At 49.1% G+C, this 16,176-nt stretch carries 15 protein-coding genes; 2 read left to right on the forward strand and 13 right to left on the reverse strand.

Going from position 1 to position 16,176, the window contains the following annotated elements:
• Positions 1–15 precede the first annotated feature (15 nt).
• The 6 genes from AC1DLI_RS08480 to AC1DLI_RS08505 form a co-directional block, all read right to left on the reverse strand.
• The gene (locus AC1DLI_RS08480) at positions 16–675 is read right to left on the reverse strand and encodes a methionine ABC transporter permease (protein WP_477602335.1); all 660 of its coding nucleotides are present in this window, start codon (positions 673–675) and stop codon (positions 16–18) included.
• Complete coding sequence (locus tag AC1DLI_RS08485) at positions 675–1,676, reverse strand: methionine ABC transporter ATP-binding protein (protein ID WP_477602337.1); 1,002 nt, start codon at positions 1,674–1,676, stop codon at positions 675–677. The genes AC1DLI_RS08480 and AC1DLI_RS08485 overlap by 1 nt, the downstream gene beginning before the upstream one ends.
• A 246-nt stretch (positions 1,677–1,922) precedes the next feature.
• A complete protein-coding gene (gene bcp, locus AC1DLI_RS08490; RefSeq protein WP_477601464.1) occupies positions 1,923–2,408 on the reverse strand; it encodes a thioredoxin-dependent thiol peroxidase in 486 nt (161 codons plus the stop codon).
• 57 nt (positions 2,409–2,465) lie between these two features.
• Positions 2,466–3,257, reverse strand: coding sequence for an ABC transporter permease (locus tag AC1DLI_RS08495; RefSeq protein ID WP_477601466.1), 792 nt, complete (start codon positions 3,255–3,257; stop codon positions 2,466–2,468).
• Between the two features lie 5 nt (positions 3,258–3,262).
• Entirely contained in the window at positions 3,263–4,057 is a 795-nt protein-coding gene (locus AC1DLI_RS08500) for an ABC transporter permease (protein ID WP_477601468.1), read from the reverse strand.
• Positions 4,054–5,079 (reverse strand): ABC transporter ATP-binding protein, encoded by a 1,026-nt coding sequence (locus AC1DLI_RS08505; RefSeq protein ID WP_419871310.1) that lies wholly within the window; start codon positions 5,077–5,079, stop codon positions 4,054–4,056. Before AC1DLI_RS08505 ends, AC1DLI_RS08500 begins: the two co-directional genes overlap by 4 nt.
• A 374-nt stretch (positions 5,080–5,453) precedes the next feature.
• Here AC1DLI_RS08505 and AC1DLI_RS08510 point away from each other — a divergent pair, with 374 nt between their 5' ends.
• Together AC1DLI_RS08510 and AC1DLI_RS08515 are read left to right on the forward strand one after the other, a co-directional pair.
• Positions 5,454–6,512: an LCP family protein gene (locus AC1DLI_RS08510; protein WP_477601471.1), complete on the forward strand. Its 1,059-nt coding sequence runs from the start codon at positions 5,454–5,456 to the stop codon at positions 6,510–6,512.
• 239 nt (positions 6,513–6,751) lie between these two features.
• Positions 6,752–8,083 (forward strand): glutamate-1-semialdehyde 2,1-aminomutase, encoded by a 1,332-nt coding sequence (locus AC1DLI_RS08515; protein ID WP_477601473.1) that lies wholly within the window; start codon positions 6,752–6,754, stop codon positions 8,081–8,083.
• 119 nt (positions 8,084–8,202) lie between these two features.
• Here AC1DLI_RS08515 and AC1DLI_RS08520 read toward each other — a convergent pair whose 3' ends face one another.
• The 7 genes from AC1DLI_RS08520 to AC1DLI_RS08550 all read right to left on the reverse strand — a co-directional run bounded on the left by AC1DLI_RS08520 (position 8,203) and on the right by AC1DLI_RS08550 (position 16,137).
• Positions 8,203–9,369, reverse strand: a complete 1,167-nt coding sequence (locus AC1DLI_RS08520; protein ID WP_477601475.1) for a PQQ-dependent sugar dehydrogenase — start codon at positions 9,367–9,369, stop codon at positions 8,203–8,205.
• 74 nt (positions 9,370–9,443) lie between these two features.
• The gene (locus AC1DLI_RS08525; RefSeq protein WP_477601477.1) at positions 9,444–10,298 is read right to left on the reverse strand and encodes an inositol monophosphatase family protein; all 855 of its coding nucleotides are present in this window, start codon (positions 10,296–10,298) and stop codon (positions 9,444–9,446) included.
• A gap of 107 nt (positions 10,299–10,405) precedes the next feature.
• Entirely contained in the window at positions 10,406–11,224 is an 819-nt protein-coding gene (locus AC1DLI_RS08530; protein WP_477601478.1) for a sulfite exporter TauE/SafE family protein, read from the reverse strand.
• Positions 11,225–11,327: 103 nt separating this feature from the next.
• Complete coding sequence (uvsE, locus tag AC1DLI_RS08535; protein ID WP_477601480.1) at positions 11,328–12,353, reverse strand: UV DNA damage repair endonuclease UvsE; 1,026 nt, start codon at positions 12,351–12,353, stop codon at positions 11,328–11,330.
• A 3-nt stretch (positions 12,354–12,356) separates the two neighbouring features.
• Complete coding sequence (locus tag AC1DLI_RS08540) at positions 12,357–12,674, reverse strand: hypothetical protein (protein WP_056643007.1); 318 nt, start codon at positions 12,672–12,674, stop codon at positions 12,357–12,359.
• Between the two features lie 1,004 nt (positions 12,675–13,678).
• Positions 13,679–14,794: a D-alanine--D-alanine ligase gene (locus AC1DLI_RS08545; RefSeq protein WP_477601483.1), complete on the reverse strand. Its 1,116-nt coding sequence runs from the start codon at positions 14,792–14,794 to the stop codon at positions 13,679–13,681.
• A gap of 23 nt (positions 14,795–14,817) precedes the next feature.
• Positions 14,818–16,137 (reverse strand): amidase domain-containing protein, encoded by a 1,320-nt coding sequence (locus AC1DLI_RS08550; protein WP_477601485.1) that lies wholly within the window; start codon positions 16,135–16,137, stop codon positions 14,818–14,820.
• Positions 16,138–16,176: the final 39 nt, after the last annotated feature.

Genomic DNA, 16,176 nt, shown 5'->3' on the forward strand with positions numbered 1-16,176 from the left:
TGCTTTCAAAAATATCTACTTCCTGCTGTAACGCCGAACCAGCGCATCGCCAATCGTCTGCAGCACCTGGACAAGCACGATAAGCAGCACCACCGTTACCAGCATCACATCGGTTTGGAACCGCTGATAGCCGTATCGCAGGGCCAAGTCACCAAGTCCGCCGCCGCCGATTACGCCTGACATTGCCGTATAAGAGACGAGTGTAACCGCCGTTATGGTGACGGCAGCAAGCAAGCTAGGGCTGGATTCACGAAGCAGCACGCGCCGCACAATGTCCCATTTCGAAGCGCCCATCGCTTGAGCGGCCTCGATAACGCCGCGGTCCACCTCGCGCAGCGACGTTTCCACTAGCCTTGCGAAGAATGGTGTTGCTGCTACGACTAGCGGCGGAATCGAGCCCTCTACACCAAGCGTCGTTCCGGTAATCAGCTTCGTAATCGGCATGATCATAATCATCAGGATAACGAAGGGAACGGAACGCAGCACGTTGACGATAAAAGAAAGCACCCCGTAAACAATCGGCTGCTGCAGCAGCTGTCTGCGAGAAGTTAGAAATAAGATAATGCCGAGCATTAAACCGAAAATAATCGTAAATACAAGCGAGGCGGACAACATATACAGGGTATCCTTCGTCGCGTCCCATATTTCCGGCCAGCGCACGTTTTCAAAGCTCATCATATCGCCTCCACCTCCAGCCCGTCCTTACGCAGAACTTCAATCACGCTCTCGATTTCAGCATCACTGCCGATCAACTCGACAATTAGCTGGCCATATGGCGTTTGCTTCATGCGTGATACCGTTCCTTGCAAAATGGCAAATTGCACAGCTGTCGGCTTCACGGCATTATAAAGAATCGGCTCATACGTCAAATCGCCGATATAGGTCATGCGCAATAGACGCCCTGTGCGCTGGCGCAGTAGCTGTCCGTTTACTCCGCTTTCTGCTACTTGATCAACAAAATCGCGGGTCACCGGATGCTCCGGCTTCAGAAAGACATGCAGCACATCGCCGATCTCGACGATTTCGCCTTGGTCTATGACGGCTACGCGGTCACAAATGGAACGAATGACATTCATCTCATGCGTAATAAGCAAGATCGTAATGCCGAGCTTCGCGTTAATATCGAGCAGCAGCGACAAAATCGAATTCGTTGTTTGCGGATCGAGCGCCGATGTCGCTTCGTCGCACAGCAATACGTCTGGATTGTTCGCAAGCGCCCTGGCAATGCCGACTCGCTGCTTCTGTCCCCCGGAGAGCTGCGCGGGATATTTATCCGCATGTCCCTCAAGCTGCACGAGCTTCAGCAGCTCGTCCACCCTTTTGTTAATCTCTGACTTAGATAGCTTGGCAAGCGCAAGCGGGAACGCAATATTATCTCTAACCGTAGACATCGACAGCAGGTTAAAATGCTGAAAAATCATCCCGATGCGTCTACGCTGCTGCTGCAGCTGCCTTTCAGACAAGCCCGTAAGCTCAACGCCGCCTACCGTTACCTTGCCCGTCGTCGGCTTCTCTAGCAAATTGACGCAGCGCAGAAGCGTGCTTTTTCCCGCACCGGAATGGCCGATAATGCCGAATATTTCACCCTTATGGACCGTTAAACTAACGTCACGGACTGCTTCTACCGAAACCGCCCCTACTCGATACGATTTTTTGATGTTGTTTAGCCTGATCAGTCTAATAACCCCCTATCGAACAAGCAAAACCATATTGTATAAATGTGTCAGCATCTCGTCAATGGATAAAATATTCCATTTCTTTCATATACCCCGTCCATAAAGTGATTAAGCGGCTTAAGTGAATTTTCTCTATTGTTTCCATAACCCAATTTATTACTCTTTCATGCACGGCCTGAGCAGCAAAGAAGCCTATTCAGCCGGTAAGCTGGATAGGCTTCTTTATGTTCGTGCATAGCTTGCCGATTAGCGAAGAGCAGCCGACTGCAACTGCTGTACGGCTTCAAGCACCTGCAGCGTATGTCCTTTGACTCTAACCTTCCGCCACTCTTGCACCAGTTTGCCCGCTGCATCGATTAAAAAGGTTGACCTAACGAGTCCCATATACTCTCTGCCATAAAGCTTCTTTAGCTGCCAGACACCGTAAAGTTCGCATACGGTATGCTCGGTATCCGCCAGCAGCAAGAAAGGCAGCTCTTTTTTGGTGATAAAATTCTGATGCGATTTTACCGTATCGATGCTGATTCCCAAAATAACCGTATTGTGTTTAAGCATTTCTGCGTTCGCATCGCGAAAGTCACAGGATTCTTGGATGCAGGCTGTCGTCATATCCTTAGGATAAAAATATAGAACGACATTTTTCCCGCGGTAATCGCTTAATGAAACGTTCTCTCCGTTTGAAGCCGGCAGGACAAAATCCGGAGCGAAAGCTCCCACTTGAAGCTGTGTCATTGCTAAACCTCCATATAGCACTCTTTTTTGCTGCCCTACACGAGCTGAATGCGAAAGCTAAGAGCCAGCTCCGCGGTAACGTTTTACGCCATGGTTCCACAGCCACAGCCCTAACGAGAATACGACAATGCCCATAACGGGCGTCAAAAGCGCGAGCTGGGATAGATCATCGGCTTTTTTCTCGAGAAAATAAGAGGCTGGAATGACGCCGACGAATGCAAACGGCAGCAGCCATGTAAGGACAAAACGAATCATCTTGTTATAAATGTTAACCGGATAGCGCCCATAGTTTTGAATGTTGTACATAAGCGGCACGATACCGGTCGGCGCATCCGAGTAAAAGGAAATCGCGCTGAGCGCGGTATAAAGTCCCGCATAAATAAGTACTGCGCCTAAGATGAGCAGCAGAAGCACGAGTACGTCGAGCACTTGAAACGGCAGATCAAGCTGCGTCCAGCAAAGCGCCATAATGATTGCACCGACGAAGGAGCCGATCAAGGACGGCGGATCTACGTTTTCTAGCAGCACTTGATAAAGACTATGCGCCGGCCTTGTAAGCACGCGGTCCATTTCACCCTTTACGATATAACGCTCGCTGAAATTCCAGATGCTGAAGAAGGTGCTGAATACGCCGTACGGAATCATGAAGAAGCCATAAACGAATACAACCTCTGCCTCCGACCAGCCGCCGAGTGACGGCGTATGCTGGAACACGATCAAGATGAAGATCAGGTTCATCCCTTGGAACAATAAATCGGACAGCACCTCGATCCAAAAATCTGCCCGGTACGTTAACCGCGTTTTCGCGTAATTTTTAATATATTCCCAAAATAAAGATGCATATCTCATGTCTGTTACCCCCCTTGCACGAACAGCCGTCTACGAGCGGCGCGCCACGTCAGCCATATCGGCACCAGCAAACCTACAAACCATAACACTTGAATGCCAAACACATGCAGCACCTCGCTGCTTGGCGTTCTCCCCGTAAAAACAGAGCTTGGCAAATAAGTGATCGCTTGGAACGGCAGCCACTGCATTACAGCTGACAGCCACCCTGGGAAGAAGGCAATCGGCACGACTACGCCGGAGAACAAATCGACCATTACCCGCTTCATTCGCATCATGCCCTCGTTGTTTTCGACAAAAAACGCGAACAAGCCGGTCAAAATATTAATTTGCGAGTTAATAAGAAAGCTAAAGAACAGCATGACTAAATAAATAAGCCATGTCATGGGATCTGTCGGAAGCTTGACCGGGAAGATGAGACAAACGATAATCATCCCCGGAATCATGAACAACAGCATGCGGAAGAGCCCTTCGCCGAACCCCTGCATCATTTTTACGAATAAATAGGAATACGGCCTTATTAATTGAACCGCCACGCTGCCGTCCCTAATCTCATTTGCAATCTCGCGATCCAAATTATTGAAATAAAAGGCACGCGCCATCCACGATACCGCCACATAGGTCGTCATCTGCGTCACCGTGAAACCGGCGAGCGTCTCCTTGTCCCCGTAAATCGCCTGCCACAGAAAATAATAGGCGCCGATGTTAATGGCGTAAATAATGATACCGCTGTAATAATTAACGCGGTAAGCAAGCATCATGATAAATCGAATCCGAATAAAATCGATATAAGCGCTCATCATGATTGAACCGACTCCTTGGAGGTTGACGCGGAACCGGAGGAGTAAATACTACGGACGATATCATCCGTATTCGTCTCAATAATTTTGATATCGCGAATTTCTACGCCGCCTACCACGCAGGATAAAGCATCGGAAACGTTAACCGCATGGGGCAGCCACATTTTTGCCGTAACCTCGTTTTCCATCGTCCATGTGACATCGAGAGATTCGGTTAGCTGCTGCAGCTTGGCTAGCTGTGTATGACCTGCGAATTGGAACTGAATTTCACGGCCCTTGCTCCAGCGGTTCTTCAGATCGTCCAGACCGCCGTCATAAATGATGCGGCCGTCATCAAGCATGATGACACGCGAGCAAAGCGCTTCGATATCCTGCAAATCGTGTGTCGTCAGCAAAATGGTCGTTCCTTGTTCTCTGTTCATTTGCATGAGGAAGTCACGGATTTCCGTCTTCACGACAATGTCGAGACCAATCGTCGGCTCATCTAGAAAAAGGATTGACGGATTATGAAGCAGCGAAGCGACAAGCTCGCAGCGCATCCGCTGGCCCAGGCTTAGCTTGCGTACCGGACGATTGAGCAAATCGCCCAGCTGCAGTCTTTCGACAAGCTCGTTCAAACGTTTGCGGAAATCAGCCTCCGACACCCGGTATACCTTGCGCAGCAGCTGGAAGGATTCGATTACTCCGATGTCCCACCACAGCTGAGAACGTTGTCCGAATACAACGCCAATCCCGTTAACGAACTTCTCGCGGTCCTTAAACGGCACGTAGCCGTTTACCTTGAGTTCACCTGACGTTGGTACCAAAATACCTGTCAGCATTTTAATCGTTGTCGATTTGCCTGCTCCGTTTTCTCCGATATAACCGCATATTTCGCCTTGCGGAATTTGAAAGGAAATATCTTTAACCGCCGTGACCTCGTTGTACTCGCGTTTAAACAAGTCCTTGAGCGCGCCGGATAAGCCTTCTCGATTTTTCTGTACGCTGAATTGCTTACGTAAATCCTTTACATCAATGGCTAGCATTTGCTTCTTTAAGCCCCTCTCGCTTCGACATTTCCTAGGAAATACCGATCTTTATTTACCTAAAACGATAAAACTTGCTTCTGCATGTCGTTCAGCTTTATAATTTTATGATATGTAATCATACATTAGTTCACGCCTAGCGTAAACGGCTGACTATGCCCCCTGGTACTGCAGCTTTCGTTCGCGGATGAAATATAAGTTATGAAAGAAGCTCATACTTATACGTTCTTATATTTCTAGCGTAAACGGCTCCGCTCGCCTTTTTATTTAGAAGCGGACCATTCGCTATGCCATCATTGTGCATGCTTACATTGAAATTTACCCTCATTGACACAAAATGATCCTGCAGCATCTGAAAGGAGCACGTCAAGCGTATGTCTAAACAGACGAACCAAGTGCCTAAAGAAAAGAACAAGAAGAAAAGATGGAAATGGTTTTTCATCAGCCTCTCCGTAATACTAGGCGCAGCAGCAGCGTTTCTTATTTACTGGAGTGTAGGCATATATAGTGCACTAGATAACTTCAGTGACCCTAAAGAAACGAAGGTACCCGTAGAGGACGCCGAAGCTACGCCTGTTCCCATTCCGGATTGGGAAGGGAAGGAACGTGTTAATATTTTGCTGCTTGGCGGTGACGCGCGCGGTTTAGACGAGGGACAGATTGCCCGTTCAGACTCCATATTAGTCGCTTCCTTTGATCCCGTAACCAAGAAAGCGCATCTGTTCTCTGTGCTCCGTGATACGTATGTCAACATTGAGGGTCATGGCAAAGGCCGTATCAATACGGCGCTTGCTCTAGGGGATTACCCGTTAGCCATGAAGACAGTCGGCGACCTCCTAGGACTCGACATTCAATATTATGTATATACAGACTTTGAAGGCTTCAAGAAGCTGATCGATACGATTGGCGGCATTTACTTTGATGTCGAGAAGGATATGCATTATACCGATAACGCAGACGGCAACCGCTACGATATCGATCTTAAAAAAGGCTACCAGCTGCTCGATGGCGACAAAGCGCTGCAATATGTCCGCTTCCGCCACGATGCAATGAGTGACTTTACGCGTACAGAGCGTCAAAGAAACTTTCTTCAAGCGGTATCCAAGGAGCTTCAATCCACTTGGAACATCGTTCGCATGAAGAAAATTCTTGAAAGCGTTCAGCCCTATGTCAGCATGAATATCAGCGTTATGGATATGCTGAAGCTCGGCCAGCTAGGTGTCAAAAGCCACGTAGCCAGCACCACGCAAATCCCGCCGATGGAGCTCATTGCGGAAGACCGCGTTGGCGGCGCATCCGTCATCGGTATCAGCGACGAAGAAGAGCTGCGCGATTTCGTGCAAATGACGCTGGAGCAGGACGATACCATCCCTACTCCTTCCGAATCGACAACACCGACAGACGGTGCAGAAGCAACGAATCAACAGCAATAACCTATACGTACACGCAACGGGCTCCAGCAAGTTGCGTGTATTTTGTTTCCCATATAACAAGCGTAAACGGCTGACGCCGTCCTTGGCGGCAAAAGCTCGTTTCGCGGTGAAATATAAGCAACGTATAAGGTTGAATTTTATACTTTCTTATAATTGAATCAAAGACGGCGATGCCGTTTACTTATGTCCAAATCCGAGCATTCATGCCCGGCTAACATTACTATTGGAGGCTGAATTCCATGACGACAAAACGACCCAATTCCGAGAAGCTTTATGAAGAAGCGCTGCAGCATATCGTCGGCGGCGTTAATAGCCCCTCCCGCTCTTATAAAGCAGTAGGCGGCGGCGCTCCGGTGTTTATGAAACGCGGGGAAGGCGCTTATTTCTGGGACGTCGACGATAACCGTTATATTGACTATTTAGCAGCTTACGGTCCCATCATTACGGGACATGCCCATCCGCATATTACAGAGGCTATCGTGCGCGCTGCCCAAAACGGTACGCTTTACGGCACGCCTACTGAGCTGGAGATTAAGCTGGCCCGCATGCTGAAAGAGGCCATTCCTTCACTCGACAAAGTCCGGTTCGTCAACTCCGGCACGGAAGCCGTCATGACGACCATTCGTGTGGCACGCGCCTATACGAAAAGATCCAAAATCATTAAATTTGCAGGCTGCTATCACGGGCATTCCGATCTCGTGCTCGTCGCAGCAGGCTCCGGTCCGTCTACGCTTGGTATTCCGGACAGCGCCGGCGTCCCGTCAAGCATCGCAAGCGAAGTCATTACGGTTCCCTTTAATGATCTTCCGGCACTAAAAGCTGCTTTGGATCGCTGGGGCGCCGAGACAGCCGCCGTCATGGTAGAGCCTATCGTTGGCAACTTTGGCATGGTAATGCCGCATGAAGGCTTTCTGGAAGGGCTGTGCAAGCTTACACGCGATGCGGGTGCTCTTGTTATATACGACGAAGTCATTAGCGCATTCCGCTTCCACTATGGCGCAGCGCAAACGTATGTTGCATTTCCCGACCATCAAGCGGTGGAGCCGGATTTAACCGCACTGGGCAAAATCATCGGCGGAGGCTTGCCGATCGGCGCATACGGCGGACGACGCGAAATCATGGAGCAGGTTGCTCCGCTCGGACCTGCTTATCAAGCAGGTACAATGGCCGGCAATCCGGCTTCAATTTCAGCAGGCATTGCATGCCTCGAACTGCTGCAGGAGCCAGGCATCTACGATCGAATGAACGCTCTCGCAACGAAGCTCGCTGCAGGTCTGCACGCCGCTGCCAAGCAGCATGGCATACCGCTTACAATCAACCAAATCCGCGGCTCGTTCTCGGCTCATTTCTGTGATCATCCAATTACTAACTATGATGAGGCGCAGGATACGGATGGCGAGCTGTTCGGCAAATTCTTCAAGCTCATGCTGAATCAAGGCATCAACCTAGCACCATCCAAATACGAGGCTTGGTTCTTCACGACCGCGCATACGGAAGCAGACATCGATGAAACGATAGTTGCAATCGACCGCGCCTTTGCGCAATTAGGCTCTGCGGACGTTATCTCTTAATTACTCTCCAGTCTTCGTATGTTTCGACAAAGCTGAGGCAAAGACAACATAAAAACGAGGAAATCTAATGGCCGTTTGGCCAGCAAGATTTCCTCGTTTTATTTTGATGCTCTTGATCGTTATTTCACGTCGTTAAGCAGCAGCAGCCGGTCATCAGTCTTCGACGGTATACCGCGTCCGTCGGTGTTGTTCGTTATGACGTAAATGCGTCCATCCTTTATTTTCACATCGCGAAGTCTGCCTTCGCCTTCAAATACAACGGACATTTTATTTACCGCCGGATCATAACGATAGAGCGCTCCGCCCATTAAAGTAGCAATCAACAGTCGATTGTTCGCGTCGATTGTCGCGCCAGAGGGGGCAATGGCCTTCTCGCCTGTATGATAGATTGGCGTTTTCATCCCTTCTTTTTCCGCATCCCCGTAAATATCAGGCCAGCCATAATTAGCGCCCGCTTCGATCATATTGATCTCATCATGTCCGCCGGGATCTCCGGATGGACCATGCTCCGTATTGAACATAATCCCTTCTTCATTCCATACCAGGCCTTGCGGATTACGATGCCCGTAAGAATAAACATACGAATCCCGTAAAGGGTTGTCCGCAGGTATTTTGCCATCAAGTGTCAGCCTTAATATTTTACCAGCTAAACTGTTAAGGTCCTGTGCGAGTTCCCGCTGCTGCGCATCACCTGTTGTCACATAAAGCAGCTTATCTGGTCCGATTGCCATTCTTCCGCCGTCATGGTTAGCTGCTCCGGGTATGCCCTCAAGCAGAGCCTGCACCTCATCCCATTGCTCGCCGTTTTGCTTCAGCAGAACGACCCGATTCCAAATCTGTCCATTCTCTTCATAGGTATGATACGCATAAGCCAGTTTCGACTTTGCAAAATCCGGCGCTAATAGGAAGCCTAGAAAACCGCCTTCTCCAAGGCCATGCACGCTTTTATTCAGATGGACCGATTGCCGTGTCATTTTCGAACCGTCCACCTTCACGATATTTCCTTCTCGTTCGCTAATGTAGATAATGTCATCATCAAATGTGATGACCCAAGGTACACGAAGCTCCTGGGCAAGCACCGTATAAGCTTCACCCACGTTTTCTGATGCTGCCGGCTTGTCGGTCTCTCCACTCGTTTCCGTTTCTGCTGGCTTCTCGGTTACTGCGTTCGTTGACGTATTTGTCGATGGCTGCGATTCAGGCGACTCGTTTTTTTCGCATGCTGCCAGCATGCCTAAGCATACGGTAGTTATGAACAAGGCGGCTATTCTTCTTTTTGCTGTCATCTCCGTTCATTCCTTCCCCTAAACAGAGAAGGACACCGCAGCTGCGAGTTTCGCAGTGCGCTGTCCTTTCCCCTTTATTCGCTTGCTTTCGCTTCAGCAAGAGCAGCAATGAGCTCCTCTTGGATATGACCGTTCGTGGCTACGACATTGCGAACACCGAGGTCGTATGGCTTGCCTAATGTATTGCTTACGATTCCGCCCGACTCCTGCACAAGCAGCGAGCCCGCTGCCAAATCCCAGCTGCTGAGCCCAATTTCCCAAAAGCCGCTTAACCTTCCTGCAGCTACATATGCCATATGCAGCGCGGCAGAGCCGGCAATACGCAGGTTACGCACTTGAGGCGCCACCGCTTGTATGCCTTGCAAATTTAATGGCAAAGCGTAATGGTGATCGGCCGGAAGGCCTGTCGCCACCAAGCTGCCGCGCAGTGTATCTTCTTTGGACACCTGCATCCGTTTTCCGTGAACATAAGCTCCCTTGCCTTTTTCCGCAACAAACAGCTCATCCTTCATCGGATCATATACAACGCCTACGATCACCTCGCCGTTATGAGCAAGCGCGATTGACACGCAGAAAAACGGAAAGCCATGTACAAAGTTCGTTGTTCCGTCAATCGGATCAACGATCCATAAATATTCCGCGTCCCGGATATTTTCAAGCGCGCGCGTTGATGCTTCCGGTCCTGGCTCCACGCCCTCTTCGCCTAAAAACGAATGATGTGGAAAATGCGTCATGACGAGATTTTTGATCAAGCGCTCTGAGCCTTTGTCTACTTCAGTAACAAGATCATGCGAGGAATACTTTATATCAAGTTTCGCGTAATTGCCAAGCTTCGTCTTAATCCATTCTCCTGCTTTAGACGCACAATTGATTGCGACAGCAGTAAAGCTTTTCCCGCCAACGACGGAAGTGTTGTTCTGGTCACTCACGATCCATCACTCTTCCCTCTATGTAAAATTACGAACATTTCTATCCACGTTATGCTCTACTACGTATGAAGCTTAAGCAAGTTTCGTATATAAGTACTCTCACCATATCAAAATGATCGCAAGCCTTCAATGATTAATTGTCCCGCAAGAAGCAGAAGCGTTACCCGAAGCAGCCATAACAAGCCTTTTCCACTCAGTTTCACTGCAATCGCCGCTCCAAGCTTTCCTCCGATCCATGCTCCAGGCACTAAAGCAAGCACGAGCAGCCAATCCGTCTCCCCCAGATAAGCATGCATGCCGCTCCCAAGTATGGATGATAAAAAAATGACGAACATGGAGGTTGCCGTAGCCATATGAGGCGGAAAACGGAATAACAGCACCATGAGCGGCACGAATAACGATCCTCCTCCAATGCCGAACAACCCTGACATCAGCCCTACGCCAAAACCGATCGCGAGCGCAGGCAGAATCCCGTAGCTATAGGTGTGCACCTCTCCCGTAGCATCGGTTATCGTACGGACGATTGGCCACTGTTTGGAAAACGGTTTCATATAGTCCCGAGCAATTAGAAGTGAGGCCATCAGCAGCATAAACACGCCGAATACCAGTTGAAACACGCCCGCTGGAAGCATGCCCGTTAGCGCTGAGCCAATCATGGCAGCTGGTCCGCTCGTTATAAAAAATAACCAGCCGCTGCGGAAATCGACAATTTTCCGTTTTGCATAGCTGAGCGTTGATGCGAGTGCCGTCACAACAAGCACAGTTAACGAAATGCCGACCGCCGTTGCATGTCCGATCTCATCGCCCGTTAACACGGGACCGATCAGCATTAGCACGGGGACAATGATAATCCCGCCGCCAAGTCCTACTATACTGCCGAACATAGCCGCTACAACCCCGAGCAGCACTAAAAGTATCCATTCCATGATGATGATCACCTTTTCAATGTGATAAAGAAGGCAATGCAGAAAGCTGCCAGCATACAATAGCACCGCCAAGATATCCCTTGGCGGTGCTATTCTGCTTCGGTTAATGAAAGGGGGCAATCTCTACGCGTCCGCCATCTAACACCTTAATGCCTTCTCCGGTTGCTTCCATCTGCTTTAAGTCTTCGCTGAGCTTGAGCAGCGCTTCATCCTTGCTTTTTGCTTCCAGCATACAGTCCAAAAACTCGCAGCTCCTTGCGGCATGGCGCAAAAACTCGACCAATGGCCCGGCTTCCACAAAATCCGCATGACCGCGCGGATCAGACAAGCTTTTGGGGCTAGAGGCATGGATTTTGGTCGGAAGCTGACTGGCGCTTGTATAGCCCAGCCGTTCCCGCTCCTTTTCCCAGGTGCGCTCTATCCGCGGCCATAACCCATCATACAGCTCGTCATCTCCAATGTCGCCGGAATTGACGGCATGATGATGAATGTCAAGAACCATGGGAACCTCCACTTGTTCCGCTACAGCGAGGGTTTCCCTAGCATTAAACGTTTTATCATCATTTTCGAGTGTAATCCGATGCTTAAGACGAGACGACAAGGCACTGAATTGACGGATGAACCGTTCTCCAGCTAAAGCCTTGTCGCCATATGCCCCACCGATATGTATGTTGCATTTGGTCGCCTCATCCAGTCCCATTGCCTCAAGCATAAGAACATGATTCATCAAATCCAGCTCGGATTTGGCGAGCACCTCCGGCCTAGGCGTGCTGAACACACAGAAATGATCCGGATGGAAGGATACTCGGATACCGTTCTTCTGCGCATATTCACCCACCTCTTGAAAAGCAGGAGCCAGCGCGGTAAAGGGGTTCCAACCCACTAATTCTTCATGCGTAGCCAGTGGAATGAGCTTAGACGAAAAACGATACATTTGAATGCCGCTTGCTTTGCAAAGCTTCAAAATACGCAGTGTGTTCCGCAGATTCTCTTCCGCAATTCTTTCAAGCTTCCGAATTCCCGCCTCGCGGTCGTCCAGCTTAGAGAAGTTTGTGAAGGTCATCGTTTTGGAGGGAGACGCATTTTCAAGCTGCAAGCTCATTGCGACAAAGCCTAATCTAACAATCATCAATTAAGCCTTCTCGCCAAAAAACATTTCAAAAGCGAGTGCCGTTTGAACTCTTGCTTCTTCCTCAGTCAACTTTCTCACGAGCTCCATCTCCACTTGTGTCACTTCTTCGCCTTGAAAATTAATCTCGGCTATAGAAGCTAAAATGCGGACAATCGCGATCGCTTCGTTAGCAGGCGTGTAGGCAATTACCTTCTGGCCAGTTGGAAAAACGCGAAAGCCGCTCTTGACCATTTTGCCCCGACCGTACTCCAACAATTCATACAGCTCCTGCTCGGACTTAAATTTGCAAACCGAATTAAACTCCGTTGCAAAACCCATAAATATTTCCCTCCTTTCTGTGAAATTTCTACCTGGCCTTCAAAGGATTGTGCAAGCCTTGAAAGGCTTACAATCAAACCTTTAAAGGAATATATCCAAACCTTTAAAGCTAACAACCAAACCTTTAAGACAAAGGATTACTTACTACCAACCTTCAAAGGCTCTTTACTACCAACCTTTAAAGGCTTTATTACTAACCTTCAAAGGCTTTACTGCCAACCTTCAAAGGCTTTTCGAACCCACCCAAACCCTCCCTTCCAAGGGAGGGCCCCAAGGGTTGCACCCTCTGGACACCCGCAACTGGACTAACGTCCGTGTAGCGGTGGCGCTTTCTTGCTGCGTTTGAGGGGGATCGCTTTCGTCCCTGGGGGACACGCTTACTTTGGGTTGTAGGGACTGATTACTTGCTTGCTTACTTACTTGATCTTACTTGATTACATAGAAGGGATATCTTTATACTTCGAGGTTTGAGTTACCTCAACACCACACCACACTACGCAACAGTACAGTGCAATGCAGTGCAGTACAGAGTGCAGTACAGTATAGCTCACTACACAACACTACACTTCGCTTAACCTTCTTGGTTTGCAATAACAGGAATTTCTCCTGCTAATTTAGCCTATTGTGCTCAATTTAAGCATTTAGAAGGAAATACTCCATCTAATTTGGAGCTTGTCCGGCATTTTTCTCTATATGTGAGTATTTAGATGGAGAAATTCCTGTTAAACAACCACTAACCCATACTCGGGAAAGAATTAACAGGAATTTCTCCTGCTAATTACTCCTTAGAAGCGTCAACATAACAAAAAGGGCTATGCCACCGATAAGCGTTGGCGAGAATTTAATACGGTCATGCAAGAAACGGATTGCGTTCCTGCATGACACGTTTATTTTGGGATTCTATGGATTGGTTACCCTACTGGTTTTCTGTCAGTGTCGTTGGAGCATACCCGCGAGTTATATGCCAGTCAAGCTATGCCAGCCACTGTAAGTAAGCTTTAATCTTATTGTGCCGCTTCACCTGTGAAATCAATACGCTGCTTGTCGGCATGGCGTGAAAGAGCCAGCGCAATCAAGCTATCCAATAGTTCTTTATATGGAATACCGGTTTCTTTCCACATGAGCGGATACATACTGAAAGGTGTAAAGCCCGGCAAGGTGTTCACTTCGTTAATAAAAATCTGGTTATCGCTTTTGCGAAGGAAAAAATCTACGCGTGACAAACCGGATCCGTCGATCGATTGGAATGCGCGAACCGCCATTTCTCGGATGGATTCCGTAATTTCCGGTGACAAAATAGCCGGAATTTGCATCGTCGATTTTCCATCGATATATTTAGCCTTATAATCATAGAACTCATTAGACGGCGCAATTTCACCCGGTACGGATGCTTTGGCGTCATCGTTGCCCAGTACGCTTACTTCGATTTCCCGCGCATCAACAAATTCCTCCACGATTACCTTACGGTCAAAACGCAGCGCGTAGTTTACCGCCGCAATGAGCTCTTCACGGTTTTTGGCTTTGGATACGCCGACGCTGGAGCCAAGGTTAGCCGGTTTGATGAAGCATGGGTAGCCGAGCGAAACCTCGCATTCCATAATAAAGAAGGAAGCATCTCTTTCCCATTGCGTCCGGTTGAAGTAACGGAAAATGCATTGCGGCAAGCCTTCTTGCGCAAATACTTTTTTCATCAGAATCTTGTCCATCCCAACGGCAGAGGCGAGAACGCCCGCTCCTACGTATGGAATGTTCGCCATTTCGAACAGTCCTTGAATCGTTCCGTCCTCGCCAAACGTCCCGTGCAGCAGCGGGAACACGACATCAATGCGCGGTTCCTCGCCTGCAGCGGAAGAGCCGGCATTTAAGCCTTCGAATAATGGAGCTAAAGCGAAGCCCTTTTGTGCCTCGCCCGCTGCAAAACGCAGCTCCTCTACCGTATTCGGACGGGCATGCAGAACAGCTCCCGTTTTCCATCCGCCTTGCTTTGTAATATAGAAAGGTTTGATTTCATATTTACTATAGTCGAATTCACCCATAACCGCGTAAGCCGTTTGCAGAGACACCTCATGCTCTCCCGATTTCCCCCCGTAAACTAAACCTACTCGAACCTTGCTCCCCATGGCATATCCTCCGGTACAATAATTTATAATAGATCAGCAATATGAAAAAAACGATATTTCGTTTGTTCCGTCCATGCATAGGAATCACGATAATCCCAATAGCGATGCCTGCTGGAAACGGTATTGGCATTCACTAGCGGCATTCCGAATGAATCAAAGGCAGTCACGATTGTGCTGTGCTGAAAGCGCTGATCGCCGTTCCAGTCATAGGTAATGACATCACCCAGCTGCAGCTCATCGGCAGATTGCACAACCTCCGCACGCATGCCGGAAGTCTTCGAACCGGTCAAATTATTGGTTAATGCATTGGATACCGCCCAGCTGTAGCTCCACCATTCGCTGCCCTTGTTTCGGCCTTTATACCACCAGCCCGTTTCTCTCTTACCAGTATAGTTCATCGGGGCATTGCCTGCAAAGATGCACTGAGACACGTAATTGGTACAATTCACCTCAAAAAGCTCATAAGCCGGGTTCCCTTCGTTCCACCAACGGTCCGCATACGCCGCAACCAAATCTCTCCTGTAACGAATACCCGAGGGACGGTGTTTGAATTGCTGTAATAGGTCATAATTTAAGTATGGTGTTGACGGTGACGATAGATCGCCAAATAGCTCCGAATGATCATCGACGGTCATCCAGTAGTCAGTTGCTGTGCCAAACCGAGGCCTGCGTTCCGAAATAATCGGCTCCACTCGCAGAATATCCCAGGCACCGCCTGACAACCCTAACCAGAGACGTTCAAATTCGGATCTTTCCTCCATGTAAAACCGACCTGACTGTTCCATCCTTCTTTTAATATGGAGCCGGACAAGCACAGAAACTTCGCTCGCCGAATCATTAACGCGAATGAGCTCAGCTTTTGTTTCGCTGCCTGCCGGAAGCGCTCCTCTGAGCAAATCACGCTCTCTAAGACGCTCTAGCCTGCAGCGGAGACGCTCGCAATGTTCGGTATCGGTTACGTAATCGGTCAACACGGCTGCGTGCTGATTGGCTTCGGCTTGGTTGTACAAGCTCACATAACGATGGACTGCTGATTTCCAGCCCTGCAGCTTCCCCTGCTGGATTTGCTGATCATAATCAGAGGAACGCAAAAGTGAGTTAAGCTTTGATGCTTGCTGTTTAACAGACTTAATTTCTTGATTCGCCCGTTCCCGGATCTGCGGTGCATGATCGCTTGGCTTTGCTTGTCGTTCCGCTTGCAACCCGGAAGGGGTCTGCTGCTTCAAGATAGCATGCGTCGCAGCCTTCTGCTGAACATTACGCGGAGAGGCGGCCTGTTTGGACGTTGCTTGCGTTTTCTTCTGACCAGTCGTTCCTTGTCCCTGGTTACCTGTTCGCGGCATAGCAATCCTCCTTGACCTTGTCGTGACTGCAAGCTTATC

The organism is Paenibacillus sp. 01T443 (assembly GCF_056398325.1).

Coding starts and splice junctions, on each gene's coding strand:
- AC1DLI_RS08480 (WP_477602335.1), bottom strand. CDS start 675: ATGAGCTTTGAAAACGTGCGCTGGCCGGAAATATGGGACGCGACGAAG.
- bcp (WP_477601464.1), bottom strand. CDS start 2,408: ATGACACAGCTTCAAGTGGGAGCTTTCGCTCCGGATTTTGTCCTGCCG.
- AC1DLI_RS08495 (WP_477601466.1), bottom strand. CDS start 3,257: ATGAGATATGCATCTTTATTTTGGGAATATATTAAAAATTACGCGAAA.
- AC1DLI_RS08500 (WP_477601468.1), bottom strand. CDS start 4,057: ATGATGAGCGCTTATATCGATTTTATTCGGATTCGATTTATCATGATG.
- AC1DLI_RS08505 (WP_419871310.1), bottom strand. CDS start 5,079: ATGCTAGCCATTGATGTAAAGGATTTACGTAAGCAATTCAGCGTACAG.
- AC1DLI_RS08510 (WP_477601471.1), top strand. CDS start 5,454: ATGTCTAAACAGACGAACCAAGTGCCTAAAGAAAAGAACAAGAAGAAA.
- AC1DLI_RS08515 (WP_477601473.1), top strand. CDS start 6,752: ATGACGACAAAACGACCCAATTCCGAGAAGCTTTATGAAGAAGCGCTG.
- AC1DLI_RS08520 (WP_477601475.1), bottom strand. CDS start 9,369: ATGACAGCAAAAAGAAGAATAGCCGCCTTGTTCATAACTACCGTATGC.
- AC1DLI_RS08530 (WP_477601478.1), bottom strand. CDS start 11,224: ATGGAATGGATACTTTTAGTGCTGCTCGGGGTTGTAGCGGCTATGTTC.
- uvsE (WP_477601480.1), bottom strand. CDS start 12,353: ATGATTGTTAGATTAGGCTTTGTCGCAATGAGCTTGCAGCTTGAAAAT.
- AC1DLI_RS08540 (WP_056643007.1), bottom strand. CDS start 12,674: ATGGGTTTTGCAACGGAGTTTAATTCGGTTTGCAAATTTAAGTCCGAG.
- AC1DLI_RS08545 (WP_477601483.1), bottom strand. CDS start 14,794: ATGGGGAGCAAGGTTCGAGTAGGTTTAGTTTACGGGGGGAAATCGGGA.
- AC1DLI_RS08550 (WP_477601485.1), bottom strand. CDS start 16,137: ATGCCGCGAACAGGTAACCAGGGACAAGGAACGACTGGTCAGAAGAAA.